General features: G+C 38.5%; 17 protein-coding genes. 10 read left to right on the top strand and 7 right to left on the bottom strand.

From position 1 onward, the window contains the following. The first annotated feature begins 386 nt into the window (after nt 1–386). From BWI92_RS02655 to BWI92_RS02620, 8 genes are all read left to right on the top strand, one after another. Nucleotides 387–2,828 (top strand): gliding motility-associated C-terminal domain-containing protein, encoded by a 2,442-nt coding sequence (locus tag BWI92_RS02655; RefSeq protein ID WP_176464341.1) that lies wholly within the window; start codon nt 387–389, stop codon nt 2,826–2,828. Between the two features lie 326 nt (nt 2,829–3,154). Further along, on the top strand, nt 3,155–5,578 hold the full coding sequence (locus BWI92_RS02650; protein WP_095160574.1) for a gliding motility-associated C-terminal domain-containing protein: 2,424 nt from the start codon (nt 3,155–3,157) through the stop codon (nt 5,576–5,578). Nucleotides 5,579–5,887: 309 nt separating this feature from the next. Then, the gene (gene nuoB, locus BWI92_RS02645) at nt 5,888–6,439 is read left to right on the top strand and encodes an NADH-quinone oxidoreductase subunit NuoB (protein ID WP_095160573.1); all 552 of its coding nucleotides are present in this window, start codon (nt 5,888–5,890) and stop codon (nt 6,437–6,439) included. Between the two features lie 30 nt (nt 6,440–6,469). Then, the gene (locus tag BWI92_RS02640) at nt 6,470–6,958 is read left to right on the top strand and encodes an NADH-quinone oxidoreductase subunit C (RefSeq protein WP_095160572.1); all 489 of its coding nucleotides are present in this window, start codon (nt 6,470–6,472) and stop codon (nt 6,956–6,958) included. A 106-nt stretch (nt 6,959–7,064) separates the two neighbouring features. Further along, on the top strand, nt 7,065–8,135 hold the full coding sequence (locus BWI92_RS02635) for an ATP/GTP-binding protein (RefSeq protein WP_095160571.1): 1,071 nt from the start codon (nt 7,065–7,067) through the stop codon (nt 8,133–8,135). Next, nucleotides 8,132–8,656: a hypothetical protein gene (locus BWI92_RS02630; protein WP_095160570.1), complete on the top strand. Its 525-nt coding sequence runs from the start codon at nt 8,132–8,134 to the stop codon at nt 8,654–8,656. Before BWI92_RS02635 ends, BWI92_RS02630 begins: the two co-directional genes overlap by 4 nt. A gap of 167 nt (nt 8,657–8,823) precedes the next feature. Further along, on the top strand, nt 8,824–10,659 hold the full coding sequence (locus BWI92_RS02625) for an ABC transporter ATP-binding protein (protein ID WP_095160569.1): 1,836 nt from the start codon (nt 8,824–8,826) through the stop codon (nt 10,657–10,659). Between the two features lie 294 nt (nt 10,660–10,953). Then, nucleotides 10,954–11,826, top strand: a complete 873-nt coding sequence (locus BWI92_RS02620; RefSeq protein WP_095160568.1) for a glycosyl transferase — start codon at nt 10,954–10,956, stop codon at nt 11,824–11,826. Nucleotides 11,827–12,059: 233 nt separating this feature from the next. Here BWI92_RS02620 and BWI92_RS02615 read toward each other — a convergent pair whose 3' ends face one another. After that, entirely contained in the window at nt 12,060–13,043 is a 984-nt protein-coding gene (locus BWI92_RS02615; RefSeq protein WP_095160567.1) for a glycosyltransferase, read from the bottom strand. 108 nt (nt 13,044–13,151) lie between these two features. On the opposite strand from BWI92_RS02615, the gene BWI92_RS02610 reads away from it, so the two are divergent. After that, nucleotides 13,152–13,961, top strand: a complete 810-nt coding sequence (locus tag BWI92_RS02610) for an FkbM family methyltransferase (RefSeq protein WP_095160566.1) — start codon at nt 13,152–13,154, stop codon at nt 13,959–13,961. A gap of 598 nt (nt 13,962–14,559) precedes the next feature. Here BWI92_RS02610 and BWI92_RS02605 read toward each other — a convergent pair. The 5 genes from BWI92_RS02605 to BWI92_RS02585 form a co-directional block, all read right to left on the bottom strand. Further along, nucleotides 14,560–15,720 (bottom strand): glycosyltransferase family 87 protein, encoded by a 1,161-nt coding sequence (locus tag BWI92_RS02605; RefSeq protein WP_095160565.1) that lies wholly within the window; start codon nt 15,718–15,720, stop codon nt 14,560–14,562. An 85-nt stretch (nt 15,721–15,805) separates the two neighbouring features. Further along, entirely contained in the window at nt 15,806–16,591 is a 786-nt protein-coding gene (locus tag BWI92_RS02600) for a polysaccharide deacetylase family protein (RefSeq protein ID WP_095160564.1), read from the bottom strand. Nucleotides 16,592–16,817: 226 nt separating this feature from the next. Further along, nucleotides 16,818–17,543 carry a glycosyltransferase family 2 protein gene (locus BWI92_RS02595; protein ID WP_095160563.1) on the bottom strand — a complete coding sequence of 242 codons (726 nt, stop codon included), beginning with the start codon at nt 17,541–17,543 and terminating at the stop codon, nt 16,818–16,820. Nucleotides 17,544–17,575: 32 nt separating this feature from the next. Further along, nucleotides 17,576–18,322, bottom strand: coding sequence for a glycosyltransferase family 2 protein (locus BWI92_RS02590; protein WP_095160562.1), 747 nt, complete (start codon nt 18,320–18,322; stop codon nt 17,576–17,578). 78 nt (nt 18,323–18,400) lie between these two features. Next, nucleotides 18,401–21,505 carry an AAA family ATPase gene (locus BWI92_RS02585; RefSeq protein WP_176464339.1) on the bottom strand — a complete coding sequence of 1,035 codons (3,105 nt, stop codon included), beginning with the start codon at nt 21,503–21,505 and terminating at the stop codon, nt 18,401–18,403. A gap of 406 nt (nt 21,506–21,911) precedes the next feature. On the opposite strand from BWI92_RS02585, the gene BWI92_RS02580 reads away from it, so the two are divergent. Further along, nucleotides 21,912–24,155, top strand: coding sequence for a beta-N-acetylhexosaminidase (locus BWI92_RS02580; RefSeq protein WP_176464338.1), 2,244 nt, complete (start codon nt 21,912–21,914; stop codon nt 24,153–24,155). Between the two features lie 108 nt (nt 24,156–24,263). Here BWI92_RS02580 and BWI92_RS02575 read toward each other — a convergent pair whose 3' ends face one another. Next, entirely contained in the window at nt 24,264–24,887 is a 624-nt protein-coding gene (locus tag BWI92_RS02575) for a hypothetical protein (protein ID WP_095160559.1), read from the bottom strand. Between the last annotated feature and the right edge of the window lie 97 nt (nt 24,888–24,984).

Genomic DNA, 24,984 nt, shown 5'->3' with positions numbered 1-24,984 from the left:
GTTTTTAACAAGTAACTATCTCAAAAGGTTATAAATACCATTTTATAACTGATTATTAACCATTTACAAAATCGTAATATCAAAACCTTTGAGCTATATTTCTTTTATTGTATATATTACTTTTGTAAAAACATTCATTTGCTTATTTACGCCATAATTTAAGAGTTTTGTGGTAATTACCCCACTCCCCCATCTACCCTTTTATCCTCTATTGCTTTATAGTTTCTATCGTCAACAAGTATGAATGAGTTGTTCTAGCACAATTATTGCTAGAAATTACTTAAGGCCCGCCAGCTTTAGTGAATCCGCTTAATGTAACACAACACTATAAGCCCTTATTTCAAATGACCAAGCACATTTTCAGGTGTTTAAGCTTTTGTTTATGTATGATTATCTCGAATTATGTACACGCAGCTTCGGTGCTGGGTGGTAATTTAGAACTAATCAGCAGAAGTAGCACTACAAATGGAAAATTTCGTCTATTACTTCATGTGTATTATGACAAATCTGGTGGCGCGCCAACTAGCAGTGATGATAATCTTAAGGTAGGTATTTTTCAGAAAAGTAATAACGCACTCAAGGCTTCGCTCACGCTCAAAGCTTCATCGCTCACAGGGAAAGATGTCCCCTTCAACAATCAAGATTGTGCTAATAGTCAACAACTTGGCATTTTGCAAGTAGACTACGAAAGCGATTTCGTGGTGTCTTCTGCCGACTATGCAGATGCTGGAGGATACTATGTTGTTGTTGAAAAATGCTGCAGAGCCAACGTAACTAATATTAGCAGTCCGACCTCAACGGGAGCTTTGTTTTACTTGGAGTTTCCTGCGCTTAAGCAGTCTGGTAATGAGTTCTATAATTCCTCTCCCGAATTTCATGCTATTATAGGCGCCTATATTTGTAAAGGACAAGCATTTAGCTATGATTTTGGAGCAAGCGATCGTGACAACGACCAACTATCTTACGCCTTGGTGACACCCTACAAAGGTTCTTCGACAAGCTCAAATAGTAACCCACCCCCAACGGGTTCGGGCAGTTATGCAACGGTAAGCTGGGCAGGCGGAAGCAGTGCTACCGCTCAAATCCCGGGGAGTCCTGCGCTGAGTGTCAATGCTTCGGGTATATTATCGGTCACAGCCAGTACAGTGGGCACGTATTTGTTTTGTGTGGAAGTTACAGAAAAAAGGAATGGTGTAACGATTGGCAAAACTCGTAGAGATTTTGTCTTAAAAGTAATAGACTGTTCTGCAGCGGTATCTGCCACGCCCGTGATTAGTGATGCTTCTGGAAGTCCTATTAGTACAGGAACCGTTTGTAAAAATGGCTATATCGACTTGTCGACTACCGCCAATAGCAATTATACCTATCAATGGCAAAAAGATGGCTTAAACATCGCTGGTGCGACGGAATCCAAAGTAAAAGCTGAAGGCGCAGGAACCTATACCGTTTTGGTATCAGCCAAAAATGGTTGTGGACTTCCTAAGGCCTCTTCAAATGTAACCTTGACAGAAAGACCTGGGCTGGATTTATACTTAAGTCATGTGTATCGTGATGCTTGCACAAAGTTTCTCTTAAATGTGAAAGAAAACCCTCCTGGTTCTACTTTTCAAGAAACTGATTTTCTTTATACATGGTATATCGATGGTGTAAAACAAACAAAAACGTTTAATGGTATTCAATATGATATTACCAATTTTGCAGTAGATGAATTCCCACTTCCTACTCAGGCTCAAAAAATTGAATATACTGTCACATTGAGAAATGCAGCTACTGGCGCAAATAACTGTACCTATATTTTGAAAAAAACCATTGACTATCCTACTCAGCCAAACGCCACACTAACTACTAGTAGCGGTTTGACTGATTACTGTGATTCGGATGATTTTGTAATAAGTGCTCTCAATAGCTCAGACTTTGATTACGTTTGGAGTAAGAACAATGCCATTATGCCAAACGAAAAAAGTAATTCTATCAAAGTAAGAGATTTAGGAACAAATACTTTTCAATTAAAGGTCTCAACAGTATCAGGTTGTACCAAAACAAGCGATATCACTGTCACAGGAACGGCCTCAACTCCAGTTACTTTTAGTTTAGACCCTATTTGTTTGCCAACTACTGCAACGATTGATTTAACAAAATTTGTTAATCCATACGACGCAGGCGGAGTTTTTAAAGATTCACGGGGAACGACATTGACCAGTACAACCATTAATCCTACTACCTACGGAGCTGGTTCGTATGATATTACTTACACATTTGGTGCCAATGCAGGCTGTCAATCCAAGGCTACAGCCACGCTCAAGATTGGTGCAGCACCAGTATTTACACTAAGTCCTGATGTTGCGATTCAAGCGGGTGAATCTACGACTTTAACTAGCAGTTTGGCAACCAGTACCAACCTTGCAGATTATACTTTACTGTGGTCACCAGCAACAGGACTGAGTGAGGTAAATACGCCAGTAACAGTAGCAACGCCCAGCCAATCCACTAATTATGCCTTGAAGGTAACCGACAATGCCACTCAATGTGCCGATGAAAAAATCGTAAAAGTTTTTGTCAGTGGAAAAATCGTGAATACTTTCACTCCAAACGAAGATGGCATCAATGATTTTTGGGATTTGTCAGACATCACTACCTCATTTCCCAACGCCTCCGTCAAACTATTTAATCGTTGGGGCAACGAAGTCTTTACCACCAATGACTACGCAAGTAATCCTTTCAAAGGACTTATTGATGACAAGGAAGTTAAATCATCAACCTATTACTATGTCATCGAAATCCGTAAAGATTGGCCTACGCTAACGGGGTATTTGACCGTAATAAAGTAACTGTTTTCAGCAAAGAACAACCATAGAGTTTTCAAAGAAAAGAAGTGTATTCAATAAGATAGAAGGTTTTTATGTATTTTTACAAACACCTTTTATCCAATTGAATACACTTTTTGCGTTTACTAAATAGATAGTATCTCAAAAGATGTCAAACATGATTTATTCATTAATTTAGAGTCACGAGTAATAAGAAAGATTCTTGCTTTAAACAATTAAGTGAAAGGTCTGAGTTAATTATTAGTATTTTATGGGATAAAGGCATTTTCCAATAACAGATACCCTATTAACCAATAACGTCCTAATACTTATAATAAACCAAATTGCTAATGAGGTTACGTTTATTAATCATCCTACTTTGTATAACAACCGTGCAACCTTTGTTTGCTCAAGACCCTTTTGTTGGAGGGTATTTGCAGCTTTCAAAAGTTTCGGGAACTACCAATCAATTTCAACTTACCGTTCATTTATATATCTCTTTACATAACGCCACCAATCAGGCAGATTTGGCATCTGGTGCACTCACTAAAGATTTAAGAGCTAAGGTTTTTCGAAAAAGAGATAATGTAGATGTTACTACGAATATTGATGCTTCTGGGGTAATTGACTTTACAGGAGGGTCTTCTACCAGTATAGACCTGAACTATCCCAACAATTGTAATATTGGTACTCTAAAGTCAAAAGACTTAGTGCTAGGCAAAAATATCACACTCGACTTTACTCAACTTTCAGCCCCTGACGGGTATTATGTCATTGTGGAGCGTTGTTGTAGAAGTAGTCAGTTAGTCAATATTGCTAATCCTAGTAGTACAAGCCTAATACTGTATCTTTTCTTCACCAATGCCATTACTCAAACCCCTGTATTTCAAGAAGCACAAGGAAGTTTTTACTGCTTAAACCAAGTCAACTTTGTTAATCTACCTGTGATTAACTCCAACGGCACAAGCACAGAATATTCATTTGAACCACTCTACAAAGGCTTAAGTTCACCAAGCTCGCCCTTAGTATTACCTCAGTTGGCGTCTCCCAAAGAAGTGACGTGGCTGTCAGGATATTCAACTAGTTCGCCCATTGCATCAAGCATTCCTATTGTATTATCCAATGCAGGAACGGTACAGTTTCAGCCCAACAAAGAAGGATTATATGCCATGAAAATTATGGCTACTCAGAAAATCGGAGGAAACATCATAAGCCAAGCTCAAGTAGAGTATGATGTTTTAGTAAAAGACTGTAAAGAAGTAGAAAAACCTAGAATTTATATTGAAGGAAGTGCCAATACAGCTCATACAAACACCATAACCCTTTGTCAGAGGAGTTACCGTGTACTTGAAACACAGGCCAATCCCAACGCTACCTACCAATGGTATTATAATGGTAACCCTCTATCAGGTGCTACTACCAACAAACTTCGCATCAACGACGATGTTACAGGCGATTATAGGGTTGAAATCAAGGATCCTACTGCTACATGTAAGCCTACAGAAACCTCATTGTTAACCAGAGTTATTGGCGCTGGAGGTGTTGGACTGTCTTTAGCGCCTTCATTAGGTACAACCATATGTGAAGACATAGCTCCTGGCACCATTACCCCAAGTATTTCTGGAGCCAATCCAGCAGATTTTTCCTATGACTGGACATTAGACAATTTTACACTTACTAGTAATAGAGAAGCAGCCTACGACCGCTCAGGCGTTTACAGATTGGTGATTACCCAGAAAGCTAGTCCATTTTGTACATTTGATGCCTCAGTCAATATCGCTGTAAATCCATTGCCACAGGTGAGCGTGCAAAATATTTCAAACAAAACTGAGGTCTGCGAAGGCGAAGTTGTAACCCTCAAAGCCGACGTGAATACGGGAACAACGTGGTTATGGCAAAAAGATGGTGCTAATTTTAGCTCTGATCAGACTATCAATATAACTCAATCAGGAAATTATCAGTTGCAGGCTACCTCCGATAAAGGTTGTAAAAAGAATGCTCCTGAGGTTGTAATTAGAGTATATCCTAAGCCAACGGTTACCTTCGCCCCCATTCCTTCATTTTGCGAAGCCAAGAATCTTTCAACAGATTTGAGTATTTATGTCACTCCTGTTAGCTCCAATGCTGGGGTATTTTCTGGAAAAGGAATGACAGGCTCCGTATTTGACCCATCCAAAGCGGGTTCGGGTGTGTGGCCAATTGTATATGAATACACCTCAGCTGATGGCTGTAAAAATTCTGCGACTAGCAATGCTGTCGTGGATAGAGTTCCCAGAGTTCAGTTAGGGGAAGATATCACGATTTTTAGAGGACAACAAGTACAAATTCCCGTAGTGGGTAGTCAAGGTTCAGGATATAGTTTTACTTGGTCGCCTACAACTGGTTTACTAAATCCAACCGACTTTTCCCCTACAGCAGCACCCATTTCGCATCAAGAATATACCCTTGAAGTTGTAGCCAATACTAGTAGATGTAAGGCTAGTGATAAAATCAATGTTTTTGTGTATCCCAAAATCGACATTCCTAATTCTTTTACCCCCAATGGCGACAGAATAAATGATACTTGGGAATTGGATGGTATCGATGAATATCCCAATATCGAAGTAAAAATTTATAACCGATGGGGCAATGAAATATTCTACTCCAAGGGCTATTCTCAGCCGTTTGACGGTATCCAAGAGGGACAGCGTATTCCTACAGGTACCTATTACTACGTCATCAAACCCAACGTAAACCTCCCTGCACTAACAGGATATGTGACGGTGGTGAAGTAGTTTTTTTGAGTTTCAAAGGGAACAGGCATAAAGGCACAGAGTGTTTTACTATACAAGATGATAATCACTTTGTGCCTTTGTGCCTGTTCACTCATAAATTAAACTCCCTTCAAACAAAGCACCCCAACTTACTTCTCCACTTTGTGCCTTTGTGCCTGTTCCTTTATGCCTTTTTTCCCCTTCCTTCATCATAATTGCAGAGGGGTTTGTATCTTTGCAGGCTAGGGAATCAAAAACGATATTGTGCTGTTGATTTAGCATTGGGATTCCTTAACATCAATCACATACCTCAATCTAACATTTTCAGATATGAAGGGATTACTCGACCAGCAATTCGAAGAAGATAATATTGTACTTAGTCAAGTTGAAGACTTGCTCAATTGGGCACGTTTGAGTTCGTTGTGGCCAATGGGCTTTGGTTTGGCCTGTTGTGCTATCGAAATGATGCAAACCATGGCATCAGGTTATGACCTCGACCGCTTTGGGGTATTTCCACGCCCTTCGCCGCGCCAATCAGATGTGATGATTGTAGCGGGTACTGTTACCTTCAAAATGGCCGACCGTATTCGTCGTTTGTACGAACAAATGCCAGAACCTCGCTATGTGATTTCGATGGGTAGTTGCTCTAACTGTGGTGGTCCATATTGGGAACATGGTTATCATGTCGTAAAAGGTGTCGACCGCATTATTCCTGTGGATGTATATGTGCCAGGCTGTCCTCCTCGTCCAGAAGCCTTGATTGGTGGTTTTTTGAAATTACAAGAAAAAATCCGCCAAGAAACCATTGTAGCTCCTAAAGCTATTTTGGATATGGAACAGGAAGAGGCTCGTAACCAAAAACCAGCGTTTGCTTCTGCTTAATCAATAGCCCACTATTTAGCGCCTTCAAACATGACTTTCGAACAAATCAATAACCTGATTGCTTCTGAATTGGGTTCAGATATCATTCTAGGAAAAGACCATCAGTGTCTCCATATTTCTACCGATAAAATTGCCGTAGTAGCACAGTTTTTATTCGAAAATGAAAACTGTTACTTCGATATGTTGTCGTGCATTACAGCTTTGGATAATGGCGTCGAAAAAGCGACGATGGAAGTAATTTATAATTTGTACTCCATTCCATACGAGCACAAAATGATGCTTAAGGTAATTGTTCCACGCAATGCCAAAGATGAACCTGCACCAAGTGTACCAACCTTGAGTCATATCTGGCGTACTGCCGATTGGCACGAGCGCGAGGCCTTTGACCTAGTGGGTATTCGTTTTGAGGGACATCCAGATTTACGAAGAATCCTATTGCCAGAAGATTGGGACGGACACCCTCTTCGCAAAGATTACCAAGCCCAAGAATATTATCACGGTATTCAAGTAAAGTATTAGATTGGGGTATGAGCTGAGTATGTTTATATATAAGTCTCATAAAGTTTGTAAGAAAAAGCATACATTATCAATCATTTATGATGTCATCATGTAATATTATTCTAGTATGATTAAGGAAATAAAAGTTAAAAACTTCATGGCACATTCTGAGCTATTTCTTCAAGATATACCTCAGATAAATTTGATAATTGGGCAAAATGACACAGGTAAGACTGGTATATTAAAGCTACTTTATACAATTGTAAAATCATTAGAGGTTTATAGCCTCAAAAGAAAATCTGGCGACGTTCTCTATAAAAAAGAATTAGCCGAAAAACTAAAATCTACCTTCTTCCCAAGAAAAGGGCTTGGGGAACTTGTAAAAAAAAGCTCTAAAGAAAAGCTAGAAGTTGATATAGCTATCGAATCCAAAAATTATCAGCAATCCATTTATTTTTCATTTGGAGAAAAAACTGATGAGACTATTTCTACCTGTACTGACCTAGTTGAAAGTATTCCTGAACAATCTATCAATGCTTTATTTATCCCTGCAAAGGAAGTACTTACTGCCTTTAACGATATTAGCAGTATGAGGGATAATTTTTATGGTATGGGTTTCGATGATACCTATTTGGATCTTATAAAAGCATTAAGACTTGAAAGTTCGAAGGGCAAAGTTGCATCTGAGCTTAGTAATGTAAATAAACATTTAGAAGAACTCTTTGAAGGTAGAATAGAGCAAACTAGGATACCAGAGCAACCTTTTTTATTCAAAAAAGGGAATCAGCAATTTTCGATGCAATTAACGGCTGAGGGGATAAAAAAAATAGGAATTTTAACGACTCTAATCACGAACCGTCAACTAGGCAACAGAACAATATTATTTATGGATGAGCCAGAGACTGCATTACATCCAAATGCTATCAGAAAAATGGTTGAGATGCTCGTAGCAATGAGTAAAGCAGGAGTTCAAATCTTTTTGGCATCTCATAGCTATTTCGTTATTAAACAAATGGCTTTATGTGCGCAAAGAGATCAAATTGATATTAAATGTTGGAATATACAAAAGTCTTCCGATAATTCTATCAATACTACTTTTGAAGATTTAAAATCAGGTATCCTACCTGACAACAGCATAATCAATGAGGCTTTAGCGATGTATAATGATGATATAAAAATTAACTTAGGGATACTATGAGTCAATTGATAGACGAAAATGGTGTTAGAGTTCAATTCCCTGATAATAATTATTTTCAGTTTAGCACCTGTCAAAATTATATAAATATTAAGTCTCAAAAAGTTAAAGAAACCGATGTTGGATGGTTTGATATAAGCAATAATATCCTTTGGCTAGTTGAACTAAAAGCGTTTGACAATCCAAATAATCCAAGATATAGACCACAAAACCTTCATGATCAGGATATAATGGCAAAGTGGATTGATGAATTGGTAACAAAATCTATTCACGCAGTATGTATGGCTTGTTCAAATAGGGTTGGTACTCAAACTTGCTTACCACAGTTACCAAATCATCAAACAAGGATAAATATTGTACATTTAGTAAAAGTTGTACCAAATCAATCAAGCTATTTAAGCTTTATGCAAGATGCCATTAGGGCAGAACTTATGGCTTATAAAGCTATTTTTAATATAGCAGGGATTCTAGTTCTTGATTATGATTCTGCAAGACAACAAAATCTTTTTCCTTGGATTGTCTAACAGTCCTGTCGTTAATAGTTTCGATTTGATAACATTTACAGTGGGCGTACGCGTAATCATATCTCCTTTAAATTGGTAAGATTTTCTGTAACACGACTTTTGTATAATATCTCAATGGGTAACTAAAAACCATTCATAACTCAAAACAAACTCAAAATCATCATTCATTGAAAACATATTTAAGTATTTTACAATATACCACTTCACTCAAAAAGTATATTGCCCCCTATTTCATACTATCTTTATTAGCCAGCATATTTGGAGTACTCAACTTTGCCCTACTTTCGCCTTTATTGAAGGTTTTGTTTAATCAGGTCGAAAGCGGAGAAGCAGAAAAAAGAGTTACGCAACTTCCTGATTTTAGCTTGAGTAAAGAGTTTTTCTCTGATACTTTCAACTACTATTTGTACAATATGTTGGATGTATATGGTCGTATGGGTGCGCTCCAGTTTGCCTGTGCTATCATTGTGGTATCCGTTTTTCTTTCAAACGTATTCCGTTACCTTTCTCAAAGAATCCTTAAAACTGTTGAATCCGAAACGATTGCGAGTTTGAGACATGCCGTTTTTCAGAAAACGGTTAGTTTGCATTTGGGTTTTTTCAACAATGAGCGCAAAGGTAATTTGATGTCGCACCTGACAACCGATATTCAAGAAATCGAAAACTCTATTGCTCGTGCCTTTACCGCTTCATTAAAAGAGGTATTTGCCTTGGTGGTATATTTTGTATTCTTGTTTACACTTTCTGCCAAGTTGACCTTTTTCTCTATCCTGATATTACCTATTTCTGGTGGAGCTATTGCAGGGATTACTCGTCGCTTACGTAAAAAAGCTTTAGAGGTTCAGGAAAATTTAAGTACGATTATCAGTACGATTGATGAAGTATTGGGCGGTATGCGTGTGGTAAAAGCCTTTAATGCTGAAGGTACTATTATCAAGCAATTTGATACCCTGAATACCAAATACAAACAGTCGGTTCAGAGAATGGTTTATCGTCAAGAAATGACCTCTCCTACTTCTGAGACTTTGGGTGTAATGGTAATTGCTGGGATTTTGTTATACGGTGGCTCACTGGTAATCAACAAAGAAGGTGGCTTTACAGCGTCTGAATTTATTAGTTATTTGGCTTTGTTTTCACAAGTACAAAGACCTGCCAAAGTAATCGCTGATGCCTTTAGTGGTGTTCAAAGAGGCGTTGCTTCGGCTGAGCGCATTATTGCTTTGATGGAAACGGAGTCTGCAATTCAAGACCAGCCGAATGCCATTAATTTACCAAGCTTCGAAAAAGGAATTGAATTTAAAAATGTGTCATTTAGCTATAATGGTGAAAATGATGTGTTAAAAAATATTTCATTTACTATTCCAAAAGGTCAAACCGTTGCACTAGTTGGTGAGTCGGGCGGTGGGAAATCTACCCTAGCCGATTTAGTTCCTCGTTTTTATGACCCTACAGGTGGCGAAATTCTCCTCGATGGTATCGACCTAAAAGCGATTTCGGCTGAATCGCTACATCGTCAAATGGGGATTGTGACACAAGAATCTATTTTGTTTAACGATACGATCGAAAACAATATCGTATTTGGTGCCAACGCTACGGAAGCACAAATCATCGAAGCTGCCAAAATTGCGAATGCTCATCAGTTTATTTCTCAGTCTCCAGAAGGTTATCAAACCGTTATTGGTGACCGAGGAAGTCGTTTGTCGGGTGGACAACGCCAACGTTTGAGTATTGCAAGAGCGGTACTGAAAAACCCTCCAATTTTGATTTTGGACGAAGCCACTTCCGCCTTAGATACCGAATCAGAAAAATTGGTACAAGAAGCGTTGACAAATTTGATGAAAAACCGTACCACCTTGGTCATTGCTCACCGTTTGAGTACCATCCAAAATGCGGATAAAATCATTGTTATTAGCAAAGGACAAATCGTAGAAGAAGGAACACACGAAGAACTTGTGCAAATTCCAAATGGCTATTACGCCAAACTAAGCAGCTTGCAAAGCTAACAGGATTTTAGATTGGGGATTTTTGATTTCGGATATTGAATTAGTGTTGTACAAAGATTGAGCTTTATCATTAAAATAGAATTGGTGTAGCGGCAACCCTTGCGGTTGCCGCTACACCTCAAAAAAACAATGAATAAAAACTCATTTTAACACAATAAAAACTTTCGTACAATCCTAATACCGAATGTTGGATTTTGGAAGTATAAATCTTGTTAAAAATCACTCATTCGCCAAATCACTCAATCACTCAATCACTCAATTGGGTTCCACTACAATATTTAAGCTATCAAAAAAATGAAGATTGCAGGATTTACTTTTGTCCGAAATGCTATCAAATACGACTATCCCATCATCGAAGCTATTACTTCGATATTGCCAATATGTGATGAGTTGGTAGTTGCCGTAGGAAATTCGGAGGATAGTACATTAGAATTAATACAAAGTATAGATTCGCCCAAAATCAAAATCATTGAAACGATTTGGGATGATTCTTTACGTGAAGGTGGGCGTGTGCTAGCAGTCGAAACCGATAAAGCGCTGGATGCTATTTCGCCCGATGCTGACTGGTGTTTTTATATCCAAGGCGATGAAGTGGTACATGAAAAGTACCTCCCTGTCATTAAAAAAGCCATGGAAGATAACCTTCATAAACCTGAAGTGGAAGGACTACTATTCAAATACTTGCATTTTTATGGCTCTTACAACTATGTAGCCGATGCACATCGCTGGTATCGTCGCGAAATTCGAGTAGTGCGCAATACAGGCAATGTCTTGTCTTACCGTGATGCACAAGGCTTTAGAACAAAAGATAACCAAAAGCTCAAAGTCAAACTCATAGATGCCTTTATCTATCATTATGGTTGGGTAAAACCTCCCGAAATCCAAAAAGAAAAGATTAAAAGCTCTAGTCGCTTTTGGCATAGCGAACAAAAAGTAGAAAAGATTTCACAAGAATTAGAGGATTTTGACTATTCCGAAATTGATTCATTAACACACTTCGACGGTTCTCATCCACAAGTCATGCAGGCACGGGTAGAGCGTATGAACTGGCTTTTTGATTTTGACATCAAAGAAAAGAAACTCAATTTTAAAAACTCCGTGAAAATGTGGATTGAAAAAACGACAGGTTGGAGAATCGGAGAGTATAAAAATTATAGAGTGTTGTAAACCATAAACATCATAAAATTCTAAAGAGAGTGCACCCTAAGTTAGTGGGCAAAATAAAATTTAATTTTTGTGCCTAAGGCATTCAGGTATCAGCTTTCGGCGGTGGGCTTTGGAAAAAAGCATAGCTGTGATTAATAAAAACATTTTAACACTCTGTGCCTTGTGCCTGTTGCCTTGTGCCTAAACACATAACTTAAATATTATTCTGCTCAATTACTTAGATTACGCCCTCTTTAATTTACTTCGTAAGGTAAAAATTTAGGATAATCAAACAGGGCTTTTGGTGCAACCGAGTTGATTTTTTTTCCTGATAAAACCATTTCAAAATACTGCAAATATCCCAATGCCATTTGTCGAGAAGTGAAAGTATCTCTGGCATATTCATGGCAAATTTTTGGGTCAAACTGTGCTATATTTTTCAGCTTCTCAGCCAACTCATTTTCCGAAATAGATAAAAATCCAACTTCTGGTGTTACAATTTCGGGTAGCGAACCGTAGGGCGTTCCCAAAACACTACAACCCATATAAAGACTTTCGACAATCGCCAATCCAAATGGCTCATGCCATAACACAGGGAATAGTAAAGCTTTGGAACGATGTAATAAATCAAACTTTACCCTTCCTCCTACCATTCCATGAAATCTTACATGGCGATCGGGAGTAAAACGAAATCCCATCTTAAAATTGAGACGATGCCCGCCCATAACTGCTAACTTTTCATTTGCTTTTTTGGCAATATGAATCGCTCCTTTAACATTTTTCACTCGCCATGAGGCATTTGCCAAGAAATGAGTATGCCCTCTTTGATGTGAAAATGAAGGTTTGGGATAATCTTCAAAATCGACTCCATTCAACACATAAGCCGTTGAATTATGACGCTCTGCATGATTTTTTGAAACAAATACTGCATTGTGATCGAGCACTTCATCAGCTCTTGGATTACCGTGAACCGTATAAATATAAGGCTTCGGGAAATCTTCGGGAGGTGGAATACTCAAATGTACTACATCGATATAATCAGGAATTTGTAGACTTAATGAAAGCTCGGGATTATAAAACAGCACCTCAGCAAATGGACATTCTGAACCTTTTGCCACCAAAAATGACACACGATGCCCCATTTGGGTCAACTCTTTGCCCAACCACCAAACCACTCGCTCGGTTCCTCCGTACTCCAATGCAGGCAATACTGCATTGTGGAAAATCAAAATGTGCATATTGTTAAAAAATGTTATAAACCCTTTTTTATGCAAATTTAAAGCTATTTTTACAGAACGTATATTTCCTCTAATGCAAGTATAGTCCAACTTTAAACACACATACAAATGTTCAATTACCTAAAAAAGAAGTACACTAAGTTTGTGGCCAAACGCAAATTTAGTGATTATGGTGACGCAACCTCTGTCATCTCAATCGAAGGAATCGGCAATATCAACTTCACTTGTTGGTTAAATCCTTTAGAACAAGAGAAAACTATCTCACTCAGTCAGGTTAATTTCTATCGTAAATTCCTCAAAACTGGCGATTTTGTCATTGACATCGGCGCACACATTGGCGATACTACTCTCCCAATGGCTTTGGCAGTTGGCGCGCAAGGCACAGTTTTGGCCTTTGACCCAAACCCTCACGTTTTTAAAATTTTACAGAAAAACGCCGATCAAAATCGTCACATTTCCAACATTATTCCTTTACCTTACGCTATTGCAGTGGAAGAAGGCGAGTATTCGTATGCTTCTTCTGAGGCCAGCTTCAACAATGGTGGAATCAGTGGAAAAAATGGAAAATTTGGTTTAGGAGAAAAAGTAAAAGGCGTCAACCTTCAAAACTTTATTCACACACAATATCCAGAAGTGAGTAAAATCTCCTTAATTAAAGTAGATGCAGAAGGGTATGATATTCAAATCTTGAAATCAATCAGTAAGCTTCTTGACCAGTACAAGCCCACATTGATTTTTGAATGTTTCAAAGATTTATCAGAGCAAGACCGCCACGATTTGTTTGATTATATTAGTCAAAAAGGCTATAAAATCAACAAAATGGATGATTTTGAAGAAGATGCAGCCATTACGCCTATTCCTCAAAAACAAAATATGCTAGATTGGAAACACTTCGATATTATTGCTTTTGCAGAATAGATGTTAAGTGAAGGCACAAAGGAGCAAAGGCACATAGGCACAAAGTCGTTTTAGTGCTGTGTGAGGAGTATAGAGTTTTAAGTGAAGGCACAGAGCGACAAAGGCACAGAGGCACAAAGTTGATTTTAGTGCTGTGTGAGGAGTGTAGAGTTTTAAGTGAAGGCACAAAGTGGCAAAGGCACATAGGCACAAAGTTGATTTTAGTGCTGTGTGAGGAGTGTAGAGTTTTGAGTTGGAATATGTCAGTCAAAACTCTACACGCTCTAGTTCAAGACTTAGTCTTGGACTCATTTTTTAAAACAGTTTACAAACTGTAACAAAACATAGTCCGAGACTAAGTCTCGAACTAGATAATAATTCACTTTGTGCCTTTGCTCCTTTGTCCCTTAAACTCAAAACTCTGCACTCCTAACTCAAAACTCAAATCACTTTGTGCCTTTGTGCCTAAATGCCTTTGTCCCTTAACTCAAAACTCTGCATTCCCAACTCAAAACTCAAATCACTTTGTGCCTATGTGCCTTTGCCACTTTGTGCCTTCACTCAGTACTCTTTGCTCCTTTGTCCCTTCACTCAAAACTCAACATTCCTAACTCAGCACTCAAAACTCCTCTTTCTTACTCACCAGCATTTCCCAATGAACTTTTATCCAAACTAGTAACATGGGTAAAACCATTAGGGCATATTTTCTTAAAAATTCATTTCTAATATATTTGGGCATCAAGTCGGTAGGTCCAAAACTTGTCACCAGCAAAGCAAAAATAAACAACGCTTTATCGGTAGAAGTTTTAGCACTTTGCATATACCAAATCACTGCGCCTACAAATCCAATCAACAAGGTAGATGCTTCGGTGCCTGTACTTGCCAAAACGACCAACATCAACGTTGAGCATAAAAGCAATAATTGATAACGGGTATTGAAAAACAAGTTGATTCGTATATATGACAGCGAAAAAACCAAAACCGCTGGTAGGATATACCATAAATTTGAAATACTAGCATCTTGCGCCAATCTTCGTACCATACCCATCACCGAAAGATCTTGATAAGGATTCGTCAAAACCTCATTGATAGCATTCTTTTTCACCAATACTTCAAACCATTCTTGGTAAGTCTGAAGGATATAAGTTGGCGAACTAAACGCCATTGGCAATACAAACAACACCGCTATCCAAAACAAGCCTGAGGCAATAAGTTTAAGTTTATTTTTGGAGAAAAAGAAAAATGCCAAACCTACTACGCCATACAGTTTGGTCATTGTACCCAGCACAATACAAAAGGCAGCCCAAAAGTCTTTTTCTTTTTTGATAAAAGTATATGCCAAAATAATCAAGGCGGTCACAATACCATGATACTGCACATTGATAAGGCTAGTAATACAACTATTCAGACAAAGCCACGACATAATAGCCTTGGTTTTTTCGTCAAAAGAAGGTAATTCATAAATAGCAAAAAGTAATGCTACCGCATTAGCAACATTCCACAAAATTACTCCTGCTAAAGTAGGCAATAGGGCTAAAGGCGCTATCATAACCGCAAAAGGTGGTCCGTACAAAAACAAATCTACATATTCGTCAGGATGATAAGCGTACAAGTGCTCCTGATGAATCAAGTGCCAGAAGCTCGTTCTGAAAATAATGAAGTTGTTGATATGCGCATGCGGATTATCGCCCGTAAAGTATTGCTTCATGGCCATTGCTACTGCCACGGCAATCCAAATAAACAAGATGTTGCGCTTATTGAGCAAAAAGTCAAATTTCATAAAAATTACTATCTATGTATCTAGCGGTTGGAAAGAGAATTTTATTAGATATTCAATGGCTTTACTTGAGCGTTTTTCAAATACTTTATTTTTTCTGCTTCAACTCCTCCACATATTCCTTCATCGTAATGAAGGTGACTCCTTTCGCTTTTAGCCAAGTAATATAGTCATCCAAACGCTGTAAAAGTACGCTGTCTGAATGCTTACGCACATACGCGGGAATAGTGGTGTAAGCAGAAAGGTCGGTAAACTCCCAAGGGTGGAAATACAAATTAATAATCCCATAGCGATTGAGAGCGCTAGTAGAAAACATTTTGTAAACGCTAAAGGGTAAGTTTTTGAAACTCAACCAAAACATCGGGAAACGCAAGTTTGGGGTAACCGTGGCAGGAATTTGCCATAGTTTATCCTGTACAAAAGGGAGCTTCGGTTTATCTAAATGGTTGTAACGTCCTGGCAAAAAAGTTGGATTCAAGGAAGCATTATACACATATCCAGCATCCGCAATATCCTGATTTTCGACAGGCATCATCCTCGCCATTCGGAATCCTTCAACAGACTGTCCTGTGATTTGAGAAAGTAACTTTTTGGAAGCGGGTAAATCAACTTTAGCATCAAAACTACTGTGATACATTCCATGCGAAGCAATTTCATGTTTTTCGGCCAAAGTTTTCAATAACTCAGGCTGAGAAAGTGCATATTGTCCTGTACAAAAAATAGTACTTTTTACTTGATGTTTATCTAATAATGCCTTCAAAAGCAATGTCCCACGAGTCGAAACCTCTATCTGTTCCTCCATCGTGATTTGTTGACCGTATTCCAAAGGCACATCAAACTCTTCTACGTCAAATGTTAAGATTGCTTTTAGCATAAAAATAAAAAAAATTAGTAGAATTCCGTATTAGTGCTGAATTATGAGTTATGAATTGTGAACATAAGTGTCTAAAAACCAATAAGTTAATCATCTCATAATTGCTCAGTAGCTGACGCAAATGCTTGTTGGAGAAAACTCCAACAAGGGCAGTGAGGGCAGTACTCGGTTCGACTCATCATTCCAAACTCATCACTCCAAACTCAAAACTCATCACTTCTATCTCTTATTTACTTCGACTAAAAATATTTTGAAAACTCAGTAGTTCTTGTTTAATCGTTTTCCAGCTCATTTGTGAAAAACTTATGCCATCGCGTACATGTACTTGTATTTTGGCCAGTCGTAAATCTTTACGACGTGACGCCAATACCACAAACTCCATATCAAATAAAAACGAGTTGATATGAGTTTTGAGAAACACTTCTTTCCCTTTTTGATTAAATCCTTTTAAGCCTGATTGGGTATCTTTTACAAACATCGATGGGAAAAAAACATGGTTCATCGTGCGTAAGGACAAAGAGAATACTTTTCTCAAAAATGGTAATTGACTATAATAATGGTCGTCACGAACGCCCAAAACCACATCATAATTTTCGTCGTTCAATAACCTAAACATCTCCCAAGCGTTTTCCATACGATACGGATAATCGGCATCGGTATAAATAATCAAATCGCCTTGTGTTTTGGCGATAGCAGTACGCAAAGCAAATCCTTTTCCCCTATTTTGGGAATACGTAACATACTCGAAAGAAGGGATATTTTCTTGGAGATATTGCAAATGGGCTCCTGTTACTCCTCTGATAGAACCATCATCAACCAAATACAATTTAACCTCCACCTGAGAAGGGAGTTGCGAGACAAATATTTTATAATAATGTAAAAGCTCCTTTTCCCAACCTTCGTGGGGATTGTAGCACGGATGTACGACATCCAATTTAGTAGTTCGGTTCACTGTTTAAAGAGAGCAAAAAATAAAGGCGCAAGTTATGATTTTTCTTTCTGATTCATTTCATAAAGCTTCATGTATTTAAAAAATGCGCCTTGTGCATTGCAATACGAAATCAAATAGCCTTCGTAGCCATACAAAAATCCTTTTTTGAGTAAATAGTAATTCCAAAAATGAAAGGTCTTTTTGAAATAGGCAATCACAGGATGTGTCCCTTTTTTGTGCTGATTTTGCACCGCAAAAAGAGTGGAATAATAGTTCATTTTTGCCAAAAGCTGGTCTGCTGTTTCATAGGAATAGTGATGGATAACTCCTTCAATATCTACAATTTGTAAACCTTTGGTATTTAATCCTTCATGAACATCTTTGTCGTTAAACTGTGTACTGTTTTTATGAAAAAGTCGTGTTACTTTGTCATTGCCCCAACCAGCGCCATTGATGTATTTGCCATTGTAATATTGTTTTCGTAAAAAACGATACAAATGCTTAGGGTTGAGCGATAGATTTTGAATGTTTTGTATCAAAATCGGGTCTAATACCTCATCTGAATCGACCCACAGAATCCAATCATTTTTACAAAAGCTCACTGACAAATTGCGCATCTTACCAAAGCCCAAAAATGGATGCTCATGCACACATACATTGGGATATTGGCAAGCAATTGCCAAAGTCTGGTCGGTCGACCCGTTGTCAAGCACAATGACTTCATCGAATCCCTTCAAGGCATCCAAACACTGCGCCAACCGCGCTTCGCTATTTTTGGTAAGTATTGTTACGGAAATCATTTGAGTTGTGAGTTTTGAGTGTTGAGTGTTGAGTTCATTGAGTGAGGAATTAAAAACTCAGCACTCACAACTCAAAACTCAACACTTAATCTGGCTTCCCATTTCTGGGTGGTTTTCTACGGTGATATAACTTTCTATTTCTTGTTGTAAATCTTCTACGTGAGAAATAACGCCGACAATGCGGTTTTCTTTTCGTAAGGACTTTAAGGTTTCAAAAACTTCTGTTAGCGAATCTTTATCCAACGACCCAAAACCTTCATCCAAGAAAAAGAAATTATTGGTCGATTGTGTTTGCGCATGGATATTGTCTGCCAAGGCCAGTGCTAAACACAACGCTACTTGGAATTTTTGTCCCCCTGACAGCGTTTTGACCGCTCTGGTTCTGCCCTCATTGAGCAAATCTCTCACTCTAAAATCAAATTCTGAGGGGCGCGTTTCATAAATTTCGAGTTGCAAAGCCTGTCGGGTCATTTTACTAAAACGCTCATTGGCTTGGTTACAAAGGTTTTGCAGATACATACCAGATACAAAGCCTACAAAACCTTGACTTTTAAACAATTTCGCCAACGTATCTATGTCAGCACGACGAATCTCCAAAGCTTCTTTTTCCTTCAATAAATTTGCTTGAGTAGCCAAATCTTGTTCCAATTGCAATTGACGTCCTTTGAGTGCCCCAGCTTCGGCTTGCAAGGTATTTATTTCATTTTGTAATGTTGCTATATCCGCCAAAAGTTGCTTATGTATCTCAACATCATATCGCAAGCCTTTCGTTTCTTCTGATAGTGATTTGTGATGTTGTTGGGTCGCTTGCCATTGCACTTTGAAAGTTTCAATGGCTTTTTGTTCTGTATCGATTGCCAAGTTCCAAGCCAAAATCTGCTCTACTTCTTGTTGCGACACATAGCCCATTTCGTTCATCGCCGATTGAAGTTGTTTTTCAAAATCCTGAATTACCTTTTGATGTTGTTCTAGATTTTGTTTCAACGCCACAATTTCACCTTCGAGACGATTATTTTTGTCTTGCAACAATTGAAGGTCTTTTTGTAATTGCTCTACATTTTTGACTAAATCCTGATATTGATTTTGTAGTCTTTGAATATGGTTGGCAATACTGTCGGCCGTTTCTTTTTCCAATGTCAACATATCTAGGCGCTGTATTTGGGCCTGAGTAGTATTTACCTCCGAATCCTTTGCCGAGATTTCAACTTCTATTTTTTGTAAAGTTGGCAAAAACTTTTCTTCCAAATCCTTTTGCCAAACTTGCAGTTGTTGCTCTTGAGCACTTCGTCTTTCTTCAAAAGCTTTTATTTCCTTTACTTGTTGTTCTGAAACAGAAAAAGCTCTTTGAAGGTATTCTTCATCCTCTTTCGAAAACTCTGACCATACAAAAATCTGATCATGCTCCTGTATCTTAGTCTGTATATCCTTGTACAAAATACCCTGTTTGTTGCGTTCAGCATTCCACACAGCTATATTTTGTTCTATCGCATCCCATTGTGCATTGAGTTGTTCGATTCGTTGTAAACGATTTTGCCAAGCTTTTTGGCTTGTCTTTTCTGCTTGTATTTTCTGAGAAAAATCCTCCGAAGATGTCAGTTTATCAGGATGATGAATTGCGCCACACAGCGGACAAGGCTCGTCATCGTTCAAGGCGTTGGCGTACGCCTGCAAAGCCTTCTGCATTTCGAATTGCGCAATATGTTGCTGATGAAAATCTATTTTTTGTTGAAAATCCTGCTTGAGCTGCTCTACCAAAATACCTCGCTGATTGGGTTCAAGCACTTGAGTAATTTGTCCTTGAAAAACCTCATCTTGCTCAATTGCCTGAAGTTGTTGTTCGAAGCCCTCGGTCTTTTGTTTGGCTTCTTTGCCTGCATCTATAATATGTTGCCTTTGTTGCAAAAGATTTCTTTTTTGCCCAAACCACGTAGCCACTTGCGAAAGTTTGTGCAAGTCAACCAGTTGGGATTTGATTTTTTGTAAATCTTCCTCAATTTGTTGACGTTCCGTTTGTCCAGTTTGAATTTTGCTACGCTGTTGTTCTACCGCTAATTTGCCTTTTTCCAAACGCTCTTGCAACTTCAATTTCTCGCTTGTAGCTTGTTTCCATTTCAAAGCCCAGCTCCATTCTTCCGCTTCTTTTAGCAGGTTTTCTTTTTGTTCAAAAGCAGGTTTTAGCTCATCGAGCTTCGCTTGTGACTGTTGTATTTGTTGTAAAAAAGTCTGTTGTTCAGCGGTTTTATGAGTAAATGCCAGAGAGTCTTTTTGTTGTTCTGCCAAACGAGCCTGCTGCTGCGCAAACAAAGGCTTGAGTTGCATCAATACCTTTTGGTAGACTTTCAGGCGATTTTCTCTTGTTTCAAAATCGGGTATTTGCGCCTCTAATATCTGAAGTTGCTTTACGGTTTCTTCTAAACTCTTAAATAGTTTGGCTATCCAATCCAAGCTTTTTTCATCATTTACTTTGTCGTTGAGTGCTTGTGTTTTGAGGGTCAATAAAGTTTGTAATGCCTGAATCTGGTCTTTTACGGCTTCTAACTGTTCGTGGGTACTTTGTCCTAATTGAGCAATTTTACCATTTAGATGTTCAAGCTGTTTTTCATTGGTCTCTTTTAACACCTTTACCTTAGCCGCCAAATCAAAACGCTCCAATTGAAATATCTCGTTCATCATCTGGGTACGTTTCGACAAAGGCAATTCGATAAACTCCTGAAAACGCCCCTGAGGAATAATAATCGTTCTTTTAAAGTTTTCGTAAGAAAGACCTATAATTTTTTCGGCAGCATTTTCGACTTCAATAGGCGCCCAATCGGATAATTCGGGCATCCATTGATAAGTTTTTCTTTCAAAAGTTTTTACATCGTCAAACTTCTTGCTATTTCTACGCCCTTTTACTGTAAAACGATACAAGTGGTTGTCTTTGCCCGCACGACACTCAAAATCAATGAGGAGTTCATCCGAGCGCAGGTTCATCATATTATAGTTTCGGTCGTCACCCGACTTGTTCATTCTTTCGGTATCGCCATACAAAGCAAAGGTAATCGCCTCTAGAATAGAGGATTTACCAGAGCCAACTTTCCCAAAAATCCCGAAAATAGATGCTTCGGTCAACTTGGTAAAATCAACGACCTGTGTTTCGCGATATGAATACAAGCCCTTTATGGACAACTTAATAGGAATCATATAAGTGATGAATTTTGAGTGCTGAGTTAGGAGTACACGAAGGATTATAAAAACCATTTATTTCGGATATCGAATGTTGGATTTCGGAAGTGTAAGCTTCTATTTTTTGTAAAAAATAAAGGTGTTTACTTTATGTCCGAAATCAGAAATCCCAAATCTGAAATAGTTGAAAATCCTTAGTACTGTTGAGTGCTGAGTTAGGAGATTAAACTCTTTATTGACGTTTTTACACTAGTTTAATCCACAAATCCGATGCAAATTAGTACTTCGTAAGTAATACCACAACAATTCTAGTTTATGAAGGCGTTCTATACAAATGAGTATAAAAGCGCCAAGATCATTTTATACCTTTGAAAATGATAGACTCAGGTCATCATCACCCCACCCAATTTCAATTAAAATCAATATGAAAAAACAACTTTTGCTTTTATGGTGTCTGCTTTGTTCGGGTACAATACTAGCGCAAAATCGTTACCCAATTATTCCTCAACCCCAAAAGATTATTCCTCAAAATGGGAGTTTCGAGCTAAACAAGCAGGTAGTTATTGTAGACAAAACCCACAATCCACAAACATTGGTGGCGCTTCAACCACTGAAAGACAAATGTCGCTTGGCAGCGGGTTTGGCATTGCCTATCGTGAGCAAAGCCAAAGGAAAAAAGCCGATTGAGGTGATGTTGGACAACAAAATGACTCAGGCTGAAGGATACAAATTGAGTATCACATCACAGCGTATCCAACTCAAGGCAAAAACACCCGCAGGGATTTTTTACGGAGTACAAAGTTTATTACAACTTTTACCAACGGATATAGAACGGAAAATCCGTGCGAACGATACCCAGTGGACAATTCCTTGCGGAACGATTGAAGATGAACCACGTTTTGGTTACCGTGGAATTATGCTTGATGTATCTCGTCATTTTATGCCTGTTGATTTCTTAAAAAAGTATATTGATGAATTAGCAGCACTCAAAATCAACCGTTTTCATTGGCACTTGACCGACGGGCAAGCTTTTAGATTTGAAAGTAAAAAATATCCACTTTTACACACAGCCAAGTCTCCACAATGGCCAACTAATGAAGGTTTTTATACACAGGAACAAATGCGTGAATTGGTCAAATACGCTCAAGACCGTTTTATCACGATTATTCCTGAAGTAGATGTGCCTGGACACTCGCAAGCAGCCTTGGTTGCTTATCCACAGTATGCTTGTCAGGATAGTACGGGTAAACAGTTATTGTTTCAAGGAGAGTTTTGTCCAAAACCAGAATCAGCCCAATTTATTGCGGATATCTTAGACGAAGTAATTAGTATTTTCCCAAGTGAATACATTCATATCGGCGGTGACGAAGCAAGCAAAGTAGCTTGGCATAAATGTCCTGTTTGTCGTAAAACTACCCAAGATTTAGGCTTAAAGAATGTAGATGAATTACAAAGTAATTTTATCAAAACGCTTGAAAAACATCTGAATAGTCGCGGTCGTAAGATGATTGGTTGGGATGAAATCTTGGAAGGAGGATTAGCTCCAAATGCAACGGTTATGGCTTGGAGAAGCCTAGAAAGTGGCGGAGAAGCAGCCAAAATGAAGCATAATGCCATTATGTCGCCAACTTCTCATTGCTATTTGGATTATTATCAATCAGAAGATCCAAACGAACCTTTGGCATTTGCAGGATTTATTAATCTTCCAAAAATTTATAGCTTTGAGCCTATTCCAGAAAACTTAACAGCAGAAGAATCTAAGTATGTGTTAGGCCCACAAGCTAACCTCTGGACAGAGCAAGTACCCGTTGGAGGTCATGCCGAATATATGACTTTTCCGAGAGGAGTAGCCTTGGCGGAAGTAGGTTGGTCGAAAAAGGAAGACCGCAATTATGCTAACTTCCTTGATAGATTATCGAGCTATTTGACACGTATGGATTATCGTTCGGTCAATTATGCGAAGCATTTTTTTGAAATCAAAACACAAACTTCAAGAGATGCTAACCAACGTATTAATTTGTCGTTGCTGTGTGATAACAATGGAGCGCCTATCTATTACACCACCGACGGTAGCACGCCAACACAGCAATCAAACTTGTACACGGGTCCTATTTTGATTTCGCAGACTACCAATATCAAAGCGGCCACCGTCATGAAAGGTAGAATGGTAGATGAAATCACTCGTACCATCAGCATCAACAAAGCTACAGGAGTACAAATGGAGCTGACGACACTTCCAAGCAAACGCTATTTTAGAGGGGGAATCGGCGCTATAACCAACGGTACTTTTGGCGGTAACGGTCGCTTCAATGACGAAGAATGGCTTGGATGGAATGACCAAGATTTTGAAGGAGTGATTAAATGGAATCAGGCGACAGACTTTTCAAAAATTACACTTCGCTTTTTCCATAAACCTTCAAGCTGGGTTTGGATGCCTAAAGCGGTGAGTATTTTAGCTTCAAATGATGGAGTAAATTATACCCCTTTGGCAACAGTCAACCCAAGTGTGCCTGCACAAGAGGGCGTTTTGACCATACCAATGCTCTTGGGAAATCGACAATATAAATTTCTCAAAATCAAAGCTCAAGCCTACGGAACCATTCCTGCCAATATGACTGGTGCTGGAGATAAAGCATGGCTTTTTGTGGATGAGGTTGTAGTGGAGTAGTTTTTTTGAGGGAACAGGCACAAAGGCACAGAGGGCCAAAGTGTTGATTAGGGGATAGGGGTTAGGCAAGGAGGCTTTAGTAATTAAACTTTACTTTTGTCTTTTTGCCTAAACCCTGTCCCCTTCCAATTCTCTACTTATATTTAATCTCGCTTGTTCCTCATATTTTTGAGTAAAGTAATCAGTCTTGAAAATCTGGTTCATTGCGAGAAAGTGTTTTAAGACCTTCTTTCTCCCAGGGTTATATAATAAATCTGGATAAATCGTATATTCATTTCTTACCTGCATCGCATATTGGTTGTACACTTCCCAATCTTTTCCAAGAATAGATAAATCAGCATCTGTAAAATAGTTAATATCTTGATTTCCAGAAATAACATGTGTTTTTGTTGCCAAAATCATCTCAACAACTCTGGCAACGATTTCTTCCGAAACCCCTACGCTCTTCATTCTTTTTTCGGCCAAAGCTGCACTTTTTTCTTCATTATTAGATTTTAAGGTGTCATACACGGCATCGTGGTAAAATAATGACCATAGGATTACCTCCCAATCATGAACTTGAGTCTTTACGGATACTAATTCATGATACAAATTTTCTAAGTGAGTCAGATTATGATAATGCCGACTTGGCCGAGCATAGGCATCTCGTAGCTCTGTCCAATACGTCGTAATCTTCGCCATATCTTGAGTATAGCCTTGAAGCAATTCGGAAAAAAGGTGTTGTAGGTTCATATTATTAAGTGAACAGGCACAAAGGCACAGAGGGACAAAGTGTTGATTAGGGGATAGGGTTTAGGCAAAGAGGGGTTAGTAATTAAACTTTACTGTT

It is taken from the genome of Flectobacillus sp. BAB-3569, from assembly GCF_002270355.1.
Classification (GTDB): domain Bacteria; phylum Bacteroidota; class Bacteroidia; order Cytophagales; family Spirosomataceae; genus Flectobacillus; species Flectobacillus roseus.
Note: the sequence above shows the minus strand (reverse complement) of the source record. Positions and strands in the feature narration are given on the sequence as shown.